Here is a 19,848-nt window from a genome sequence, read left to right on the forward strand (position 1 = left end):
CCTTTGAAAGTACAAATCAAATGAAAGCCTTAGGAGAAAATACCCAAGCAAATTCAATTTACTTGGGCTTAAAGCTTAGACCATGATGTTGTGGTTGCCAGATTAGACCTGTAGCCAAAAAGTCACTGGACCGTCATTAATTAATGACACTTTCATATCTGCCGCGAAGCGACCGCGTTGTGTTGGCAGTTCTTGCTCACACAAGTCCGAGAAGTAGTCATACAGACGTTCTGCATCCGCAGGGTGCGCGCCACGAGAAAAGCCTGCGCGAGTGCCTTTTTTGGTATCCGCTGGTAACGTAAATTGAGACACCACCAAAACCTTACCGTTCACTTGTTTGACGTTAAGGTTCATTTTGCCTTCATCGTCTTCAAACACACGATACGTGGTTACGCGCTCCATCAAACGCTTTGCTTTTGCTTCATCATCGTCCTTCTCTACACCAAGTAGGACAAGTAGACCTTGGTCGATTTCACCGACAACTTCACCGTCTACACGAACGGCGGCTTCACTGACTCGTTGAATTAGCGCTATCACGACTCTCGCTTCCTTCATCTGTTAATTGCAATTCAGCGGTCGAGTGTATCATTTCTAGGTCGTCACTCCAGTGCTCTCTTTCCCCCAGAGCAGCAGTCACTTCCGCGCCAATCAATACGATCAGCCAGCACAAATACACCCACACAAACAGGATCGGAATCGCGGCGAGCGCACCGTAAATCAGCTGATATGATGGGAATTGAGTAATGTAGAAAGCAAAGCCTTTCTTACTCAGTTCAAACAGCACAGCGGCAATGGCGGCACCAACCGCACCATGGGATAGGTAAACCTTTTTGTTTGGCACTAAGAAGTACAACCCCATGAACGCAAAGAAAGACAACAGTAAAGGTAACCAACGTAAAAACAGGTTGTAAGCGCCCGATAAGGTTTCGTTTTCAATCAGCTTTAGCGATGTCACGTAGGAGGTCGCTGCAATACTCGCGCCGACTAGAATCGGACCAAGGGTCAACACCATCCAATACATGGAGAAAGAAAACACAGGACGACGTTTATCTTTCACTCGCCAAATGTAGTTTAAGTTCTTGTCGATATTCGAAATCAGCATCAAAGCGGCAACAAACAAGAACGCACCACCTACGGCGGTCATCTTGCCTGTGTTTGAGACAAACTCTTGCAACGCAACTCTGACTGCATCACCAGAAGCAGGGACAAAGTTATCAATGATGTAACCTTGCAAGGTTTCGCCCACATTCTCAAATACCGGAAACTTCGACAATATCGACAGCAATACCGTCAACATCGGCACAATAGACAACAAAGTGATGTAAGCTAAATAGCCTGCATTAACGTTGACGCGATCGTGCGTCATACGCTTGAGCAAATATTTGAAAAACGCGACGCTCCCCGGCACGAGCTTGCTCAATCTCACCTTGTAACTCTCTGATAACTGGTTCATAGTTCATCCCATAAATTAGCGTCGAGGACATAAGAATGCCTTATTTATTAGCAATTGTACTATCAATTTTCACTTTGACAGGATGTCAGTCCGCATATTATTCAGCAATGGAACAAGTGGGTTACCACAAACGTGACATTATGGTTGATCGTGTGGAAGACGCCAAAGAATCGCAGCAAGACGCACAAGAAGAGTTCACCAGCGCGCTAGAAGCTCTTTCTGCGTTAACTAACTTTGACGGCGGTGAGCTAGAAAGCGTCTACAACAACATTAACGACAAATACGAAGACAGTGAAAAAGCGGCGCAAGATGTACGCGACCGGATTGCTGCAATTGAAGATGTGTCAGATGCTCTGTTTGATGAATGGCAAGGCGAGCTAGACCTATACACCAGTGCGAAACTGCGTCGCTCTAGCGAACAGAAGTTGCGTGAAACCAAAGCCTCTTACAAAACCATGCTTAACGCTATGAAGCGTGCAGAAGACAAAATGACGCCAGTATTGAATACACTGCGTGACAACACGCTTTACCTCAAGCATAACTTGAACGCGAGCGCGATCGGCTCACTGAAAGGTGAATTCTCTAGCCTAGAGAAAGACATTCAATACGCAATCAAACAAATGAATGCCGCGATTGCTGAGTCAGATAAGTTCTTACAGCAGCTGAATCAAAAGTAATTCGATAAAGCCTCCTCCTCGTGAGGAGGTTTTGCTATCTAACGACCAAACTATCCCTCGCTCCGTCAGTTACCGGCATACCTACCAAGCTCTATCTTTACTCCCCACCTTCTACCTCAGCAACTAAGCCCATTACTTGTCGAACAAACACCACCCGTTCAGCTACGCTTCCCCATGGCACTTCAACCACTTCATACCCCAGTTCAGTATAGGTATCGACTAAGGTTTGATGGATTTGTAGCGCCTCTTCAAAACTGTGTGGACGCACATCATCTTGAACATAAATAGAGGCTTCAGGTCGACATGTGAGCACCTTACTCTGGTACCCTGCACTCTCAATCAAGAAGGCTTGTTCAACAGGACAGCCGCCCACTTTTAGGTATGCCACGATGTCTGGGATAGCACGGTCAACAAAAGCGACTGGATGATTCAGCGCTTCTCGCTTTTGCTTGCCCATTAACTCAAGGCATAAGTTGGCAAACTCAGGTAAATTCGCCCAAGGCAAAATACCATTGTCCAATTGGCTTTGCTGCTCAATCAAGGTACGTGAACCTTCAGCAAAGGTGGCGTACCCCAACTCGCCTAACGCATTCAACAAGGTGGTTTTACCTGCACCCGGACCACCAGTGATAACAATTGGCGTCATCGTCTTATTCCTTCAGATACAAAAAGCCCCGAGCATAACTCGGGGCTTATTCTTAATAGAATCCGTTACAGCAAATTATTTTGCTGAACGTGAAGCACGTTTACGATCGCTTTCCGTTAGGAATTTCTTACGGATACGGATGCTTTCAGGTGTTACTTCTACTAGTTCGTCATCATCGATGAACTCTAGTGCTTGCTCAAGAGTCATCTTGATTGGTGGAGTAAGAACCTGTGCGTCATCTGTACCAGATGCACGAACGTTGGTTAGCTGCTTACCTTTCAGTGCGTTTACTGTTAGGTCGTTGTCGCGGCTGTGAATACCGATAACCATGCCTTCGTAAACTTCAACACCGTGACCGATAAATAGACGACCACGTTCTTGAAGGTTGAATAGTGCGTTAGTTAGCGCTTTACCCATTGCGTTAGCAATTAGTACACCGTTTACACGTTGACCGATGTTACCGCCTTTGTGTGGCGCGTAGCGATCAAACGTATGGTATAGAAGACCAGAACCAGAAGTCAGCGTCATGAACTCAGTTTGGAAGCCGATCAGACCACGAGATGGCATTTCGAAGTCCATACGTACACGACCTTTACCATCTGGAGACATGTCTTTCAGCTCACCTTTACGTAGGCCGATGTTCTCCATGATGCCGCCTTGGTGCTCTTCCATAACGTCGATAGTTACCGTTTCGAACGGTTCCAATAGCTGACCATCTTCTTCTTTGATGATTACTTCTGGACGAGATACAGCAAGCTCGAAGCCTTCACGACGCATGTTTTCGATCAGGATAGATAGGTGAAGCTCACCACGACCTGATACGCGGAATTTGTCTGGATCGTCTGTTTGCTCTACACGCAATGCAACGTTGTGTACCAATTCCTTCTCTAGACGCTCAAGGATGTTACGTGAAGTAACGAACTTACCTTCTTTACCCGCGAATGGAGACGTGTTTACTTGGAACGTCATTGTTACTGTTGGCTCATCAACAGACAGCGGCGGTAGTGCTTCTACTGCGTTTTGCGCACAGATAGTGTCAGAGATTTTTAGCTCGCCAAGACCTGTGATTGCAATGATATCACCAGCGTTAGCTTGCTCAACTTCGTGACGCTCTAGGCCAAGGTAGCCCATTACTGTACCCACTTTACCGTTGCGAGTTTTACCGTCAGCACCGATAACTGTTACTTGTTGGTTTGCTTTCACGCTACCACGAGTTACACGAGCAACACCGATAACACCAACGTAAGAGCTGTAGTCTAGCTGAGATACTTGCATCTGTAGTGGACCGTCTAGGTCAACTTCTGGAGCCGCTACTTCTTCAACGATAGTTTCGAATAGAGGTTCCATGTTTTCGCCAGTTTCGCCTTCTTCTAGAGAAGCCCAACCGTTAAGTGCTGACGCGTAAACAACTTTAAAGTCTAGCTGTTCGTCAGTTGCACCTAGGTTGTCGAATAGGTCGAAGACTTGGTCCATAACCCAATCAGGACGTGCACCAGGACGGTCAATCTTGTTGATTACAACGATTGGTTTAAGACCGTGAGCAAATGCTTTTTGAGTTACGAAGCGAGTTTGCGGCATTGGACCATCAACAGCGTCAACGATAAGTAGAACTGAGTCTACCATCGACATGATACGTTCTACTTCGCCACCGAAGTCCGCGTGTCCCGGAGTATCTACGATGTTGATACGGTAGTCATTCCAGTTAATTGCTGTGTTCTTAGCAAGAATGGTAATGCCACGCTCTTTTTCAATGTCGTTCGAGTCCATGACTCGCTCTTCAGCTTCACCGCGAGACTCAAGCGTGCCTGATTGTTGTAGCAGCTTGTCAACCAACGTTGTTTTACCGTGGTCAACGTGCGCGATAATCGCGATATTTCTTAATTTATCAATCTGTGGAGTAGCCATGGATATTGATTCACTTAGATAGATGAAATGCCCTCATGCTGAGAACGGGTGCTCTCTGACGACATTTACTGATTAAAAAAACGGCCATAATGTACCAGATTCTAGCAAAAAGCATAGAGATATGTGATCTACTCCCGAGCATTTCTGTCAAATTTACGCTTAACACCCGCTTTAGAGCGCCATGCGAATTGATTCAACGCAACTTTATTCCAATCGCGCATATTACAAATTGACTCTTGCTCAAAAACTGGGCTGAATAAGCAACGTAGTTGTCACATTGTGGTGCAATAATAAAATAATGCACCATAACAGTGCACCTACAGATCATTTTGGTGCAATCGTTTGCACCAAACTAGCGTATAAAAACGCAATCCATTGAAATTAATGGAATAATTTTTTTGGCACGGTTTTGGCTTTAGAGAAACCAGCATCGATTAATAAAATGTCAAACAGATTAATCAATGCTGGATTTAATTAATGTTTCATAAATCGAGCTTTTACCGCTTTATTAACACTGGAGGTTATCCAAGATGTCAGTAGAAAACGTTTTATCACTGATCCAAGAAAACGAAGTTAAGTTTGTTGACCTACGCTTCACTGATACAAAAGGTAAAGAGCAGCACATCTCTATCCCTGCTCACCAAATCGACGCAGACTTCTTCGAAGAAGGTAAAATGTTCGATGGTTCATCAGTTGCTGGCTGGAAAGGCATTAACGAATCAGACATGGTTATGATGCCAGACGCATCTTCTGCAGTACTTGACCCATTCACTGAAGATGCAACGCTAAACATCCGTTGTGACATCCTTGAGCCTGCAACAATGCAAGGCTACGACCGCGACCCACGCTCTATCGCTAAGCGCGCAGAAGACTTCATGCGCTCTACTGGTATTGCAGACACCGTTCTTATCGGTCCTGAGCCAGAGTTCTTCCTATTCGACGACGTTAAGTTCGCAACTGACATGTCTGGTTCTTTCTTCAAGATTGATGACGTAGAAGCAGCATGGAACACAGGTTCTGATTACGAAGAAGGTAACAAAGGTCACCGTCCAGGCGTTAAAGGTGGTTACTTCCCAGTAGCTCCAGTAGATTCATCTCAAGACATCCGTTCTGCAATGTGTCTAGTAATGGAAGAAATGGGTCTAGTTGTAGAAGCGCACCACCACGAAGTAGCAACTGCGGGTCAAAACGAAATCGCAACTCGCTTCAACACGCTAACAACGAAAGCTGACGAAATTCAAATCTACAAGTACGTTGTACACAACGTTGCTCACGCATTTGGTAAGACGGCGACATTCATGCCTAAGCCACTAGTTGGCGACAACGGTAGCGGCATGCACGTTCACCAATCTCTAGCAAAAGATGGCGTAAACCTATTTGCTGGTGACAAGTACGGCGGTCTATCTGAAACTGCACTTTACTACATCGGCGGTATCATCAAGCACGCTCGCGCAATCAACGCATTTGCGAACCCATCAACTAACTCGTACAAGCGTCTTGTACCAGGCTTCGAAGCACCAGTAATGCTAGCTTACTCAGCGCGTAACCGTTCTGCTTCTATCCGTATCCCAGTGGTACCAAGCCCTAAAGCGCGTCGTATTGAAGTTCGTTTCGGTGACCCAGCGGCTAACCCATACCTATGCTTCGCAGCAATGCTAATGGCTGGTCTTGACGGTATTAAGAACAAGATCCACCCAGGTGAAGCGATGGATAAAGACCTTTACGACCTACCAGCTGAAGAAGCAGCAGAAATCCCAACTGTTGCATACTCACTAAAAGATGCACTAGAAGAACTAGATGCAGACCGTGAGTTCCTAACTGCAGGTGGTGTATTCTCTGACGACTTCATCGATTCTTACATCGGTCTTAAGTCTCAAGACGTAGAGAAAGTAAACATGACAACTCACCCACTTGAGTTCGAACTTTACTACTCTGTATAAGGTTTCAGCTGTGTAAAATGTAAACGCAGTTACAAAATATTAGGCTCGCCTCGCAGGCGGGCCTTTTTTGTATTCGCTCACTCTATTTGGGCGTTTAACATGGAGGGATAACTAAAATACGCTCAGACTCTTTTGCTTGATAAGTCAAAGAGCTAAGCACCTAAACGTGAAATCATCTATCAAAAGAAGGTGAGCAATGAAAGTTCAGCTTTTACCATCACTATGCGCCCTCAGTAGTGTACTGATTGCAACGACAGCCTTAGCTCAAGTCGCGTACACTTGGGTGGATAAAGACGGTGTGGTGCACTTCAGTGACACACCAAACCAAGGCGCAAAGACCATCTCTCTGCCAAATCTTGAATCCAGCGCTCCAGCCCCTAAAGTGGAGAGCACCGAGTCTCTCGCTCCACAAGCAAATGCAGCTCAGGAGCCGACCACAGAGAAAAAAACTAAAACGGATAAACCGTTACCCCTTTCCCTCACTATGCTCACTCCACAGCACGATGAAACCATTCGCAGTAACTCTGGTGTCATCAATATTCAGCTCGAAGCAAACCGCAAATTAGGCATAGGCGAACAACTGCAACTCATCCTTGATGGTAAGCCTTATGGAGCTCCTCAAAGCCGCTTAACTTGGCAGTTAAACAATATCGACCGTGGCACGCACACCCTTGCGGTAAAAGCAAAAAGAAGCGGCAAGCTTATTGCATCTACTAGCCCTATAACGGTGCATTTACATAGAGCGAGTATCAAGCCGACCATTAAAGGGGCAAAGTAGAATATTAAGTGAAAAAAACCGCACTCTGATGGCGCTTTTCACTTTTTCTTCTTAGATTTATTCGCCATACTTACGTTCTATTGCACCAATATAGTGCAACGCACAATCACAACGCAAACAAGGACGTAATGTGGATACCAGTCTCTCCAGTGCCATTCTCAATAATATGGTGACAGCTACGCTGATTCTTGATGATGGGTTAGCGGTACGTTACGCCAATCCCGCGGCTGAGTTGTTGTTCTCACAAAGTGCTAAACGCATTGTTGAACAGTCGTTATCTCAGTTAATTCAGCATGCGTCACTGGATCTCGCCCTGCTCACTCAACCATTGCAGAGCGGACAAAGCATCACTGACAGTGACGTCACTTTTGTCGTCGATGGGCGTCCTTTGATGCTCGAAGTCACCGTCAGTCCTATTACATGGCAAAAACAGCTGATGTTGTTGGTTGAGATGCGCAAAATTGATCAGCAACGCCGCCTCACTCAAGAGCTCAATCAACACGCTCAACAACAAGCGGCGAAACTGTTAGTACGCGGTTTGGCGCATGAAATTAAAAACCCACTCGGCGGTTTACGCGGCGCAGCACAACTATTGGAAAAAATGCTGCCCGACCCTTCCTTGACGGAATACACACACATCATCATTGAACAAGCCGACCGATTGAGAGCCTTGGTTGATCGTCTTCTTGGACCGCAAAAGCCGGGTAAGAAAGCACAAGAAAACCTGCACCAAGTGTTGGAGAAGGTACGTCAATTAGTCGAATTGGAGTCACAGCATTCGATCGTCATCGAACGAGACTACGATCCGAGCTTGCCAGAGATTTTGATGGACGCGGACCAAATCGAACAGGCAATGCTCAACATCGTCAGCAATGCGGCACAGATTCTGTCCCACCAAGAACACGGTAAAATCACCATACGCACCAGAACGGTGCATCAAGCCAACATTCATGGTCAGCGTTGCAAACTCGCGGCTCGCGTTGAAATCACTGATAACGGACCGGGAATTCCACCCGAACTGCAAGACACGCTTTTCTACCCCATGGTCAGCGGACGCGAAGGCGGAACCGGACTTGGGCTATCTATTTCACAAAATTTGATCGACCAGCATAACGGCAAGATTGATGTCGAGAGTTGGCCAGGTCACACCACTTTTACTATTTATTTGCCAATCTGACTTGGTTAATTGGCTTTGCTATTCGTCAGTTTTTAGGCTTTTGCTGCAAGGATTTATTACATGAGTAAAGGATATGTTTGGGTCGTCGATGACGACAGTTCGATTCGTTGGGTCATGGAGAAAACCCTCTCCTCAGCCGACATCAAATGCGAAACCTATGCGGATGGGGAAAGCGTTTTAATGGCGCTAGAACGTGAAGTACCAGACGTTTTAGTTTCTGACATTCGCATGCCGGGTATCGATGGCTTAGAGCTATTAAAACAAGTACAACGCGACTACCCAGATCTCCCCGTCATCATCATGACGGCGCATTCCGATTTAGATGCGGCAGTGAACGCCTACCAAAAAGGCGCTTTTGAATACTTGCCCAAACCGTTTGATATCGACGAAACGCTCACATTGGTAGAGCGCGCCATCGCTCACAGCCAAGAGAACAAGCGCGAGCAACTTCTACCGGACGATATCCCTACTGATACACCTGAAATCATTGGTGAAGCACCAGCAATGCAAGAAGTATTTCGTGCTATCGGTCGTTTATCGCGCTCTTCTATTTCTGTTCTGATCAACGGTGAGTCGGGTACCGGCAAAGAATTGGTTGCTCATGCCTTGCACCGCCACAGCCCGCGCGCCAACAAACCTTTTATTGCCCTCAATATGGCTGCGATCCCAAAAGACTTGATTGAATCGGAACTGTTTGGTCACGAGAAAGGCGCATTTACTGGTGCCAATAGCGTCCGTCAAGGTCGCTTTGAGCAAGCCAATGGTGGCACGCTATTTTTGGATGAAATCGGTGACATGCCATTAGATATTCAGACCCGATTATTGCGCGTGTTGGCGGATGGTCAGTTTTATCGCGTTGGCGGGCACTCTCCAATCCGTGTCGACGTTCGTATTGTCGCAGCCACCCACCAAAACCTTGAAAAATTGGTCCATGAGGGTGATTTCCGCGAGGATTTATTCCATCGTTTGAACGTTATTCGCGTGCAAATCCCCGCACTGAGAGAACGTAAGCAAGACATTGAAAAACTCACCCAACACTTCCTCGTTCGAGCGGCTGATGAACTCGGTGTTGAAACCAAAACCCTGCATCCATCTTCGGTGGAAATTCTTAATCGCCTTGATTGGCCGGGTAACGTTCGCCAACTGGAAAACATCTGTCGCTGGTTAACCGTTATGGCCAGCGGAAGTGAGGTGCTACCTAGCGATTTGCCTGCCGAATTGCTGGAAGAAAAGAAAATCATCACTGAAACCACCAGCGGCAGTTGGCAAGAACAATTGGCGGATTGGGCACGCCATGCGCTAGAAGCTGGGGATAAAGAACTGCTTTCCTACGCTTTACCAGAATTTGAGCGCATTTTATTGGAAGCCGCATTAGAACATACTAAAGGTCATAAGCAAGATGCCGCTAAAGTATTAGGTTGGGGACGCAATACCCTAACCAGAAAATTGAAAGAACTGTACTGACCTTAATCGGCAACGAGTTTGACAAAAGGTTATCAAGCGCACACTTTTGCTCTCGCTTGATAACCTAAGCATCAGTACAATTATGGTACGACACCCCTTATATGGCTAGGCAATGTCAAACGCAACGACTCAAATTACACTACGCACCGCTGTACTCATCCCTTTTGTGATGATTTTTTTGCTGGCTATCAGTGTGATTGTCTACGTCCAGAAACAGAGCTATGAAGAGGTTGTTACCGACATCAGTGACAAACAGCTTTCTGTATTAACAGAGAGTGTTCACGATCATCTGAATGATTACCTGCGCAAGCCTTTCACTGCAGTGACTGCGCTTGGTCACAACGTTAGTTACCACAATCTTTATCGCCCGCACGACACCAAAGAAATCCAAGACTATCTGTTAAGTGCCTTTAAGGATTTGTATCATTCGATCCCACAGTTAGATGTCATTGCATTCGGTTCAGAATCTGGGGACTTTACAGGTTTTCGTCGTGAATCTGATGGCGCCTATACACTGATGCTTCAAGACCATCGAACCAATGGCAACTTAGTAATTTACGGTAGTGAAACCATCAGTGATGACATTCGCACCATCATCGAGCCTTACGATCCTCGCACTCGTCCTTGGTACCAACCCATCGCTCAAGACAACAAACCTCGTTGGTCGAGCATCTATGCTAATGCCGACGAACGTCAAGACATCACTCTGTCAGCGATGACGCCTATCTATGAAATGGGTGAGTTTGCTGGTGTGTTGGTAACCGATGTGCGCATCAATACGTTTAACTTATTTTTGCAAAAGCTTAAGCAAGATACGAATGCCTCGGTTTACATCATGGACCAAGAGCAACGCTTAGTGGCGCACTCTGGACAAGGTAGTGTGATTTCTTGGGGGACAAAGTTCTCAGATAAAGGTCAGCGCTTATTCGCTTCAGAAAGCGCAGATCCAGTCATTCAGATGAGCGCGGCTCGCGTCAGTGGCAAAAACCTAAGCTACAGCGATAAGCCCTATACTTTTGAGTTCGACTTCAACGGTCAGCGCACCTTTAGCCGAGTCACGCCATATCATGATGCTAACGGTTTAACTTGGTTTATTGGCACTTCGATCTCTGAGACAGAACTGCTTGGCACCCTACCAAAGAACCAGCAAAGAAGCTGGATGGTGGGTATTTTCGTTAGCTTGGTTGGCATCGTCATTAGCATGCTTATCTTCAGCCGAGTTACTCGCCCCATCAATGCCACAGCGACAGCAGCCCAACACCTTGCGAAAGGCGATTGGGATAGCACTATGCCTCGTCCTGGTTATGTGTACGAGACGACTATTCTGGTGCAAGCGTTTAACGAGATGGCAAGCAACCTCAAAGCGTCCTTTAAAGCACTGCGTGAACAACTTGAGTTTGATTCTCTAACCCGCCTGTATAGCCGCCAAGGGCTAATAGAAGTGAGTGACAGCTTACCTCACTCAGGGCAAGGGAGTTTGTATCTTATTGGGATCAACAAATTTAGAGATATCAATGACAGTGTTGGTCATCACAACGGCGATAAGCTTCTGATACACATCGCTGAACGCCTTAAACAGCAACTGCAAGATGAAGCGACACTAGCGCGCATCGGTGGTGATGAGTTTGCCGTATTCATGCCCAACACAAACAGTGATAGCGACATCAGCTTAGTTGAGCGCCGTTTACACCAACTGTTGGCAGCACCATTTGTTCTTGATGGTGAAACGGTCGTCATTAAAGTTTCTATTGGCGTCGTACGCACTCAGCCCGATCAGACAATGTCTTTATGGCTGCGTAATGCCAGTATTGCGTTGAGTTACGCGAAACAAGATTCTCGCACCAGCGTCTGCCACTACAGCCCTGAAATGGCGAGCGCGTCTAAATTCCGAACTCAGATGATCGCTAAGATTCAAACAGGCATCGATAACCGTGAATTTGTGCCTTTCTACCAACCTATTATTGATCTTGCATCAGGCAACATTTGTGGCGCCGAAGCACTCGCACGCTGGCACAGTGATTCAGGAATGGTATCTCCGTTAGATTTCATCCCAATCGCCGAAGAAAGCGGCATGATCAAGACCATTGGTCAACAAATCTTATTCCAAGCGTGTAGTGATACTCGTAAAGCAATCGACAGTAGACGTTGGCCTGAAGACTTCCAATTACACGTTAATGTGTCGGTTCATCAGCTTTCAAGCCCTAACTTTGTTGAATCCGTCGCGAAAGTGCTGCGAACAACGGGTCTGCCTGCCACCAATGTGACGCTGGAGATCACCGAGTCGCGCATCATCGACAGCGCACCAACGACACTGGATAATTTGCTCAAACTGCGAGAAATGGGACTAGGTATTGCTATTGATGACTTCGGCACAGGTTACTCATCTCTGGCTTACTTACACGCATTACCGTTTACCTGCTTGAAGATAGATCGCACCTTTATTAATCGCCTCACTAAAGAGAACCTCGACAGCTCTGTTGTATCAGCGATCATCAACATCACCAAAGGCATGAAGACCAATGTAGTAGCAGAAGGCGTGGAAACGGCTGCGCAAGCACAACTGCTCAGTTCACTTGGCTGTAATCAGGTTCAGGGTTTCTACTACAGTCGCCCAATGCCGATGGAAGAATGGCCAACACATTTGGTTAACATGAAGTAGAAAACAGCTGAAATCGTTGATTTCCTAGTCATCCTCTACTGACAACTTGCCTAACTGTTATTTATACTTAACTGCAAATCTTCCCCATGTATTGTCATTGATAATGTTTGGGCTGAGTTCCTGTTCACAACAAACCCGGATCGCCATAATGATAACTAAGAATCTTCCCCTAACTGATTTGCACCGTCACCTTGACGGCAACATTCGTACTAAGACTATTCTTGAGCTTGGTCAGCAATTTGGTATTGCGCTACCTGCTTACGACATCGAATCACTAACACCACACGTTCAAATTGTTGAAGCTGAGCCATCTCTTGTTGCTTTCCTTTCTAAGCTTGATTGGGGCGTAGCAGTGTTGGGTGATCTAGATGCGTGTCGCCGCGTTGCTTACGAAAACGTTGAAGACGCACTAAACGCGCAAATTGATTACGCAGAACTGCGTTTCTCTCCATACTACATGGCGATGAAACACAAACTACCAGTCGCAGGCGTAGTAGAAGCAGTAGTTGATGGCGTGCAAGCGGGTATGCGTGATTTCGGTATCAAGGCAAACCTAATCGGTATCATGAGCCGTACTTTCGGTACTGATGCGTGTCAGCAAGAGCTTGATGCAATCCTTAGCCAAAAAGACCACATGGTTGCCGTTGACCTTGCTGGTGATGAGCTTGGTCAACCAGGTGACCGTTTTGTGTCTCACTTCAAACAAGTGCGCGACGCAGGTCTGAATGTAACGGTGCACGCAGGTGAAGCGGCTGGCGCAGAAAGCATGTGGCAAGCTATTCAAGAGCTTGGAGCGACACGTATCGGTCACGGTGTGAAAGCAATCCACGATCCTAAACTGATGGATTACCTTGCAGAAAACCGTATTGGTATTGAATCGTGCCTAACGTCAAACTTCCAAACTAGCACTGTTGAATCATTAGCAAACCACCCACTGAAACAGTTCCTAGATCACGGCGTACTTGCGTGTCTAAACACGGACGATCCAGCAGTGGAAGGTATTGAACTGCCTTACGAATACGAAGTGGCGGCACCAGCAGCAGGCCTAACTCAAGAACAGATTCGCCAAGCGCAAATCAACGCTCTAGACATCGCTTTCCTATCAGATGCAGAAAAAACTGAACTGAAAGAAAAAGTGAAAGATCGCGCTTAATTGCCGCAAAAACATAAAAAAATGCCAGCATTTGCTGGCATTTTTTTATATCTAGAATCGGCTAAAGATTAGATAACGCGCGAGAATTGCTGCTGACGCGCTTTCGCTCTTAGGTATTTATCGAAGCTCATGCAGATGTTACGGATCAACAGACGACCACGAAGCGTAACGCGAATTTCACGGTCATCCACTTCCACTAACTCGTCATTAATGAAGGTTTGTAGTAGCTCTAGGTCTTCTTTGAAGTATTGCTCAAACTTAACGCCAAATTCAGACTCAATCGCCTTCTTATCCAGCTTAAAGTTACAGATAAGCTGTTTGATCACTTCACGACGTAGCAAATCATCCGCATCCAGTGATACACCTTTCCACAGCGCGTGGCGAGATTCATTCACTTGTGCGTAGTACTTTTTCAATTCTTTTTGGTTTTGTGCGTAGGCATCACCAATCATTGAAATTGCAGAAACACCAAAGCCTACCAAGTCACATTCACCTTGCGTCGTGTAACCTTGGAAGTTGCGGTGCAAGATGCCTTCACGTTGAGCAACAGCAAGCTCATCATCTGGCATAGCAAAGTGGTCCATACCGATGAACTGGTAACCAGCACCTGTTAGCGTAGCGATGGTGTCTTGCAGAATCGCCATCTTCTCTTCCGCTTTTGGCAAATCTTCGTCTTTGATCTTACGCTGCGCAGCAAACAGTTGTGGCATGTGCGCATAGTTAAACACAGACAAACGACCTGGCTGCATTTCTAACACTTGCTCTAGTGTCTTCGCAAAAGATGCCTTAGTTTGCTTCGGTAAACCATAAATCAAATCAAGGTTGGTTGAGCGGAAACCAAGTTCTTTTGCGCGAGCAACCATCGCAAAGATAAATGCTTCATCTTGCTCACGGTTCACGAGCTGTTGAACTTCTTTATTGAAATCCTGCACGCCAATGCTCAGACGGTTGAAGCCTTCACCACGCAAGTGATCCAGCATAGTGAGCTCGATTTCACGTGGGTCAACTTCAATACTGATTTCCGCATCCGCACTAAACGTAAACTCTTGGCGTAGCAAGTTCATCACACGCGTGATTTGCTTTTCAGATAGGAAAGTTGGTGTACCACCACCAAAGTGCAATTGAGTCACCTGGCGTTCACCCAATAGTGACGCGCGTTGACGAATCTCGTGCTCAAGTACATCCAAGTATTCGTCAGCCTTATGCGAATGGCGAGTAATGACTTTATTACAGCCACAGTAGTAGCAAAGCTTATGACAAAACGGAATGTGAACGTACAGAGATAGCGGACGATCTGGGTACTGAGTGCATGCCATATCGTAGTCCGAAATGGTAAACGCTTCATGAAACTCCAGTGCTGTCGGGTACGACGTGTAGCGCGGGCCAGAGTAGTTGTACTTATCCAATACCGCTTGATCCCAGACGATTTGCTGTTTCGATTCAGTGTGTTGATTCGACATGGTGGTACTTTCCGTTAAATGCTAGGGAGACGAAAGCCGTCGCCCGATATTCAGAAACCGTTATTTTGCCATACGACGATGACAACTACGGTAGTCGCTGTCGGCTTTTTAAGTATAAAACCAAAGAAGTGCTAGCGTGATCACGATACCCCCATTGGTTATAAGGAAACCATCGGGGGCACCAATTAGATCATCTGAATATTGATTTGGTTATTCAGTGGCTGAACGTCTTTTTGCAACACTTTGAGCTCTTCGATGATCGCGTCCGTTAAGCGCTGTTCAGCTTTGTGACGCGTCAGGTTCTGTTGCATACGTTCTTTTTTGGCAAGCTGCTGGCGATCTTCGCCGCGCGCCATATCTTTCACGGTATGGTACAACTCAGAAAGCGCAGGGTATGTGGCATCAAAATCGATACGGTCTTCACCTTGGACATAATCCATGATGTTGTAAACACGAATACTGATTTCCGACAAGTCACATTGCCCTTGGATGCCCGCCTGACACAAGGTATGCACGTTCTCAAAAATGTTGGCGTTACGCTTATCGATCGCCAATTTTTGATGCTTCAGCTGCAATTCCTTTTGCTTTTTCAATTGAAGCAGAAGGTAACCTGCATAAGAAGCCAGCGCGATAATAATCACTGCACCCGCAATCGCTAATAAGGTTACGTTCATGGATTACTTATCCTTTGTAGTCGTCGAAGTTGATATCGTCGAAGTCTGCAAGTAGATCGTCGTCGCTACGAGACCCTTTTACTGCTGGCGCAGTAAAGTCTTCGTCGTCTTCTTCCGGCTCTAGTAGACCTAGTTGATCCATTAGCTTCTCGATGCGATCTAGCTTCTCGTCTACATATTTCTGTAAACCAGTACCTAGGTTCTCACCCGCTTCGATACGATCCAACAACACGTTCAATTGCGCATCGTTTTCTAGCATCTCTAGCTCTTGCTCAGCAGATAGACGACGCTCTTGTTTCGTTTGCTTCTTCGCTGGCTCAACAATCAGAGGAATCTTCTTCTTGCTGCCTAAGCGAGGATCGCGTTTTTGCGCTGCGGCTTGTTTCTTCTGCTCTTCCGCATCAGAGTTGCGGCTACCAGTCTTCAAGCCTTTACGCTTTTTCGCGCGCTTACGTAGACGACCTTCTACATCTGATTCTGTACGGTTACGAGTTACTACAAACTCAGGTGCGCCAGAGGCACCTGGCTTTCTTGATTTCTTTTTACGGCTCATTACTGGGTCTTCCTCAGTAAAATTACATCATTACCAATAAATTCGAGTTCGAGCTTATCCCGCTCTGCTAGGAACTGGAACGTATCACGGCTAAAGAACACCACATGCGTCGGATCGTTCTTATAGTGCCATGTCCGAAAGGCTTCTACATCGATGACCATTTTCGTCATCAGGCCTATCCAGCCACCTGGCTTAACTAAATTCAACCATTGCTTCCACACCATATCTGGGTGGTAGAGGTGTTCGATCACCTCTGTTGCTGTCATGAAATCGTACTGCTTTTCCAACACACAAGTATCTGGGTGATAGTAAAGATCGTACAACGCCATGTTGTGCCCCGCTTCTTCTAGCATTAAGGAAAGCGTAGGGCCCGGACCACAACCAAAGTCGATTCCGTTCGATTGTGGTGAAATTCGCTCTGCGATTGGGTCAGCAATTCGTGCCAAAAAACGGCGATATCCCATATCTTCAGGATTGTTCTCATGCAGATCATAGTGAGCTTTTTCAGTTTCCGCATCCAAACGTTGGTCTGGATTGACGAATACCAAACTGCACTGCTCACATTGAAGATACTCGCGTTGCTTATCTTCAAAAAAGTGGTGAGTGCGCTGATTCTGGCATAAAGGACAGGTGTGCATGCTGACTTCCTCAAACAGGGATGCGAAACATACCAGAAAGTGGACTCAGATTGGAGTGTTACTGGATACTTTTTCAGCAGTTTTTGTTAAAAAAGTTTTTATCGGAATTGAAGGTATAAAAAAAGCGACAGTGAGACTGTCGCTTTCTGAATGCCACCAATAGTGGCGAAACTGTGTTGCACTCATTTGGTGCACCAAGAATCCTTTTGTTTTTCGAGCTTTCCTTGCCAAAAAGTGTTGTTCTTCATCTTCCTGATGAGTTTTGGCTATCCGTTTACTTCCTGTCTACTGAGCTACTTCCTGAGCTTGATCCGTTTCGCTGTCTTAACCGTTAGACTAGATGACCATCCATATCTGATAGGCTCCTTGCCTACCTAAGTCCCTTTTCCGACTATCAAACGTCCTTCGTTTGCGTCCTTGGAGACCTTATATCCATGGTCTAAATTCCTGTCATTCACTCCTTGTGAACAGCCTCTACTTTACGGACTGGATAAAAACCGACAAGTCATTGAAAAGAATTATTGATAGGATTTTTTGGTCAAAAATAAATAGTCTAATCTATCAATAACTTAAAGAACAAGATGAGAAATAGTATCGAACAAGTATGGCAAATGTCTCACAAAGCACCGAGCTAACTATCACTTGTGAATGAAAATCCATATGTGATCAAGATCACTAACAAAAATGCCCCAGCAAAAAAGCTAGGGCATATTTGTATAACTGTGCTCGAACTATGTAGGGGTTTAGTGCAGACCGCCAACGTATTTCGACAGAACTTCGATGTCTTCGTCTGTCATTTTTTTCGCGATGTCACGCATCATGGCGTTCATATCGTTACCACGGTTACCATCACGGAACTTTTCTAGCTGAGCTTTGATGTAGTCAGAGTGCTGACCAGAAATTTTAGGGAAACCTGAAAGCTCAGTGCCGTTACCACGAGGACCGTGACATGCGATACATGCGGTTAGACCGCGTTCTGCGTTACCAGCGGTGTAAAGTACTTTACCTTTGTCAACAACATCTTCTGGTGTTGAACTCTCTGAGATTGGTAGAGAGGCATAGTATGCAGACAGATCAGCGATGTCTTCATCGCTCAGTGGCATTGCCATACCACTCATCACAGGGTCGTAACGACCTTGCTTACCACCACTAGTCATACCTAGTTTTAGATCTTTTAACTGCTTCTCAAGATACTTAGCGTGTTGGCCTGCAAGTTTCGGGTACATTGCGATTGCACTGTTACCGTCCGCTCCGTGACAGGCGACACAAGTTTGTGATTTTGCTTTACCAGCTTCAATATTACCTTGGGCCCATACTGAGCAACTGGCTAAAAGACTCAAAATTAGCGCTAATTTCTTCATGACATTCCATTATAATTATCAAGCTTCCAGTACCACGGAATGTGAACATACCGCGTACACTCATGGTACAATAGGCGACCTTATGCCGAGCACGGTTATTCTACACAATTTCACAAAAAAGTAATCAATCGACTACACAAAGTCGAGATGGAGTTAACAGTGAGCGTAAAAATTCATTACCAAAACACGCATTTCATCACCAGCGCACCCGATATTCGTCACTTACCTGAGGACGAAGGTGTCGAAATTGCGTTTGCAGGACGCTCAAACGCTGGTAAATCGAGTGCACTTAACCGTCTTACTAACCAAAAAAGCTTAGCAAAGACATCAAAGACACCAGGTCGTACTCAATTGATCAACCTTTTCAAAGTGGAAGAAGGTTGTCACATTGTCGATTTGCCAGGATATGGCTTCGCTCAAGTACCTGTTGAGATGAAGAACAAATGGCAAAAATCATTAGGTGAATACCTACAGAAACGCGAGTGCCTAAAAGGCTTGGTGGTTCTGATGGACATCCGTCACCCAATGAAAGATCTCGACCAACAAATGATTTTCTGGGCAATCGACAGCCGCATCCCTGTTCAAGTTCTTCTGACTAAAGCAGACAAACTGAAAAGCGGTGCTCGCAAACAAACGCTACTGAAAATCCGCAAGCAAGTGGAAACATTTGGTGGTGACGTATCGGTTGATGTGTTCTCTTCACTGAAAGGTCTAGGTGTCGATCAGCTACGTGCCAAACTGGACACTTGGTTTGCACCAGCATTTGCACACTTGATTGAAGAAGACGAGCAAGGCGCTCCAGAGAGCGGCGAAGAATAATTAACAAAATTTGTTAAATTTTTTCGACACAGCCCTGCCTTTTGGTGGGGCTTTTGTTTATCTGTCATCTAAAAACGTGAATTTCAGGCAATAAAAATCCCCACCTTCCTGGCAGGGATAACGGGAGAGAAAAATTGGTAATTATTGTTATGTGGCGAAGCATTACTGAACTGAGATTCGATTTCAATAGGTTAAAAAGCAATCTTATTTCCTGCTCACCGACAAATATCCCCACCCAAACCATCCAATAGTCTTAACATTCAGATAGTTAAGTTAAACGAAGTATCAAAAAGACGTAACTTAGTTTCTTTCAAGAAAAAATAATAGTGTGACTGGCGTAAATTTACAGCATGAATAACGCAATAAATTTAAAGGAAAAATCGAGATTTTGCAGTGGCTTAGAGAGGTCAAAAAAGAAGGTTTTTGAGGGTTTAGCTTAACTTACTGATCAAAAAGAAAATTTTTCTTTCACCCAATAAAAAACGCCCCAG

At 45.7% G+C, this 19,848-nt stretch carries 17 protein-coding genes; 8 read left to right on the forward strand and 9 right to left on the reverse strand.

Annotated elements, in window-relative coordinates:
* Positions 1 to 102 precede the first annotated feature (102 nt).
* Positions 103 to 537, reverse strand: coding sequence for a D-aminoacyl-tRNA deacylase (dtd, locus tag OH459_RS14120; RefSeq protein WP_005434513.1), 435 nt, complete (start codon positions 535 to 537; stop codon positions 103 to 105).
* Positions 509 to 1,453 carry a virulence factor BrkB family protein gene (locus tag OH459_RS14125; protein WP_005448517.1) on the reverse strand — a complete coding sequence of 315 codons (945 nt, stop codon included), beginning with the start codon at positions 1,451 to 1,453 and terminating at the stop codon, positions 509 to 511. The genes dtd and OH459_RS14125 overlap by 29 nt, the downstream gene beginning before the upstream one ends.
* A 35-nt stretch (positions 1,454 to 1,488) precedes the next feature.
* Between OH459_RS14125 and OH459_RS14130 the strand changes: the two genes are divergently transcribed.
* Positions 1,489 to 2,130, forward strand: a complete 642-nt coding sequence (locus OH459_RS14130; protein ID WP_005448522.1) for a DUF2959 domain-containing protein — start codon at positions 1,489 to 1,491, stop codon at positions 2,128 to 2,130.
* A gap of 97 nt (positions 2,131 to 2,227) precedes the next feature.
* Here the strand turns inward: OH459_RS14130 and OH459_RS14135 are convergent, their stop codons facing one another.
* Positions 2,228 to 2,776, reverse strand: a complete 549-nt coding sequence (locus tag OH459_RS14135; protein WP_239969617.1) for an AAA family ATPase — start codon at positions 2,774 to 2,776, stop codon at positions 2,228 to 2,230.
* A gap of 75 nt (positions 2,777 to 2,851) precedes the next feature.
* On the reverse strand, positions 2,852 to 4,681 hold the full coding sequence (gene typA / locus OH459_RS14140; protein ID WP_005448526.1) for a translational GTPase TypA: 1,830 nt from the start codon (positions 4,679 to 4,681) through the stop codon (positions 2,852 to 2,854).
* A gap of 530 nt (positions 4,682 to 5,211) precedes the next feature.
* On the opposite strand from typA, the gene glnA reads away from it, so the two are divergent.
* The 6 genes from glnA (at position 5,212) to add (ending at position 13,852) form a co-directional block, all read left to right on the forward strand.
* A complete protein-coding gene (glnA, locus tag OH459_RS14145; RefSeq protein ID WP_005448527.1) occupies positions 5,212 to 6,621 on the forward strand; it encodes a glutamate--ammonia ligase in 1,410 nt (469 codons plus the stop codon).
* Between the two features lie 196 nt (positions 6,622 to 6,817).
* Positions 6,818 to 7,399, forward strand: a complete 582-nt coding sequence (locus OH459_RS14150; RefSeq protein ID WP_009698989.1) for a DUF4124 domain-containing protein — start codon at positions 6,818 to 6,820, stop codon at positions 7,397 to 7,399.
* Positions 7,400 to 7,529: 130 nt separating this feature from the next.
* Positions 7,530 to 8,576, forward strand: coding sequence for a nitrogen regulation protein NR(II) (gene glnL, locus OH459_RS14155; RefSeq protein WP_005448530.1), 1,047 nt, complete (start codon positions 7,530 to 7,532; stop codon positions 8,574 to 8,576).
* Between the two features lie 60 nt (positions 8,577 to 8,636).
* Positions 8,637 to 10,040, forward strand: coding sequence for a nitrogen regulation protein NR(I) (gene glnG / locus OH459_RS14160; RefSeq protein WP_005448532.1), 1,404 nt, complete (start codon positions 8,637 to 8,639; stop codon positions 10,038 to 10,040).
* Positions 10,041 to 10,152: 112 nt separating this feature from the next.
* Entirely contained in the window at positions 10,153 to 12,699 is a 2,547-nt protein-coding gene (locus OH459_RS14165) for a bifunctional diguanylate cyclase/phosphodiesterase (RefSeq protein WP_009698990.1), read from the forward strand.
* Between the two features lie 148 nt (positions 12,700 to 12,847).
* The gene (add, locus tag OH459_RS14170) at positions 12,848 to 13,852 is read left to right on the forward strand and encodes an adenosine deaminase (RefSeq protein ID WP_269987294.1); all 1,005 of its coding nucleotides are present in this window, start codon (positions 12,848 to 12,850) and stop codon (positions 13,850 to 13,852) included.
* A 68-nt stretch (positions 13,853 to 13,920) separates the two neighbouring features.
* Here add and hemN read toward each other — a convergent pair whose 3' ends face one another.
* The 5 genes from hemN to OH459_RS14195 form a co-directional block, all read right to left on the reverse strand.
* Positions 13,921 to 15,312 carry an oxygen-independent coproporphyrinogen III oxidase gene (gene hemN, locus OH459_RS14175; RefSeq protein ID WP_005448537.1) on the reverse strand — a complete coding sequence of 464 codons (1,392 nt, stop codon included), beginning with the start codon at positions 15,310 to 15,312 and terminating at the stop codon, positions 13,921 to 13,923.
* 185 nt (positions 15,313 to 15,497) lie between these two features.
* Positions 15,498 to 15,986, reverse strand: coding sequence for a DUF2489 domain-containing protein (locus OH459_RS14180; protein ID WP_269987297.1), 489 nt, complete (start codon positions 15,984 to 15,986; stop codon positions 15,498 to 15,500).
* A 7-nt stretch (positions 15,987 to 15,993) separates the two neighbouring features.
* The gene (gene yihI / locus OH459_RS14185) at positions 15,994 to 16,539 is read right to left on the reverse strand and encodes a Der GTPase-activating protein YihI (RefSeq protein ID WP_269987299.1); all 546 of its coding nucleotides are present in this window, start codon (positions 16,537 to 16,539) and stop codon (positions 15,994 to 15,996) included.
* Complete coding sequence (locus tag OH459_RS14190) at positions 16,539 to 17,177, reverse strand: class I SAM-dependent methyltransferase (protein WP_005448542.1); 639 nt, start codon at positions 17,175 to 17,177, stop codon at positions 16,539 to 16,541. Before OH459_RS14190 ends, yihI begins: the two co-directional genes overlap by 1 nt.
* A 743-nt stretch (positions 17,178 to 17,920) precedes the next feature.
* Positions 17,921 to 18,538: a c-type cytochrome gene (locus OH459_RS14195; protein WP_005448544.1), complete on the reverse strand. Its 618-nt coding sequence runs from the start codon at positions 18,536 to 18,538 to the stop codon at positions 17,921 to 17,923.
* Between the two features lie 159 nt (positions 18,539 to 18,697).
* Between OH459_RS14195 and yihA the strand changes: the two genes are divergently transcribed.
* Complete coding sequence (gene yihA, locus OH459_RS14200; RefSeq protein ID WP_009698995.1) at positions 18,698 to 19,357, forward strand: ribosome biogenesis GTP-binding protein YihA/YsxC; 660 nt, start codon at positions 18,698 to 18,700, stop codon at positions 19,355 to 19,357.
* Positions 19,358 to 19,848: the final 491 nt, after the last annotated feature.

The organism is Vibrio sp. MM46 (assembly GCF_027587135.1).
GTDB lineage: Bacteria > Pseudomonadota > Gammaproteobacteria > Enterobacterales > Vibrionaceae > Vibrio > Vibrio harveyi.

Bases quoted from the DNA above. Each gene is read 5' to 3' on its own strand.
- OH459_RS14180 (WP_269987297.1), bottom strand. From the start codon at position 15,986: ATGAACGTAACCTTATTAGCGATTGCGGGTGCAGTGATTATTATCGCG.
- add (WP_269987294.1), top strand. From the start codon at position 12,848: ATGATAACTAAGAATCTTCCCCTAACTGATTTGCACCGTCACCTTGAC.
- yihI (WP_269987299.1), bottom strand. From the start codon at position 16,539: ATGAGCCGTAAAAAGAAATCAAGAAAGCCAGGTGCCTCTGGCGCACCT.
- OH459_RS14125 (WP_005448517.1), bottom strand. From the start codon at position 1,453: ATGAACCAGTTATCAGAGAGTTACAAGGTGAGATTGAGCAAGCTCGTG.
- OH459_RS14190 (WP_005448542.1), bottom strand. From the start codon at position 17,177: ATGCACACCTGTCCTTTATGCCAGAATCAGCGCACTCACCACTTTTTT.
- glnG (WP_005448532.1), top strand. From the start codon at position 8,637: ATGAGTAAAGGATATGTTTGGGTCGTCGATGACGACAGTTCGATTCGT.
- OH459_RS14165 (WP_009698990.1), top strand. From the start codon at position 10,153: ATGTCAAACGCAACGACTCAAATTACACTACGCACCGCTGTACTCATC.
- glnA (WP_005448527.1), top strand. From the start codon at position 5,212: ATGTCAGTAGAAAACGTTTTATCACTGATCCAAGAAAACGAAGTTAAG.
- hemN (WP_005448537.1), bottom strand. From the start codon at position 15,312: ATGTCGAATCAACACACTGAATCGAAACAGCAAATCGTCTGGGATCAA.
- OH459_RS14135 (WP_239969617.1), bottom strand. From the start codon at position 2,776: ATGACGCCAATTGTTATCACTGGTGGTCCGGGTGCAGGTAAAACCACC.
- OH459_RS14150 (WP_009698989.1), top strand. From the start codon at position 6,818: ATGAAAGTTCAGCTTTTACCATCACTATGCGCCCTCAGTAGTGTACTG.
- typA (WP_005448526.1), bottom strand. From the start codon at position 4,681: ATGGCTACTCCACAGATTGATAAATTAAGAAATATCGCGATTATCGCG.
- OH459_RS14195 (WP_005448544.1), bottom strand. From the start codon at position 18,538: ATGAAGAAATTAGCGCTAATTTTGAGTCTTTTAGCCAGTTGCTCAGTA.
- OH459_RS14130 (WP_005448522.1), top strand. From the start codon at position 1,489: ATGCCTTATTTATTAGCAATTGTACTATCAATTTTCACTTTGACAGGA.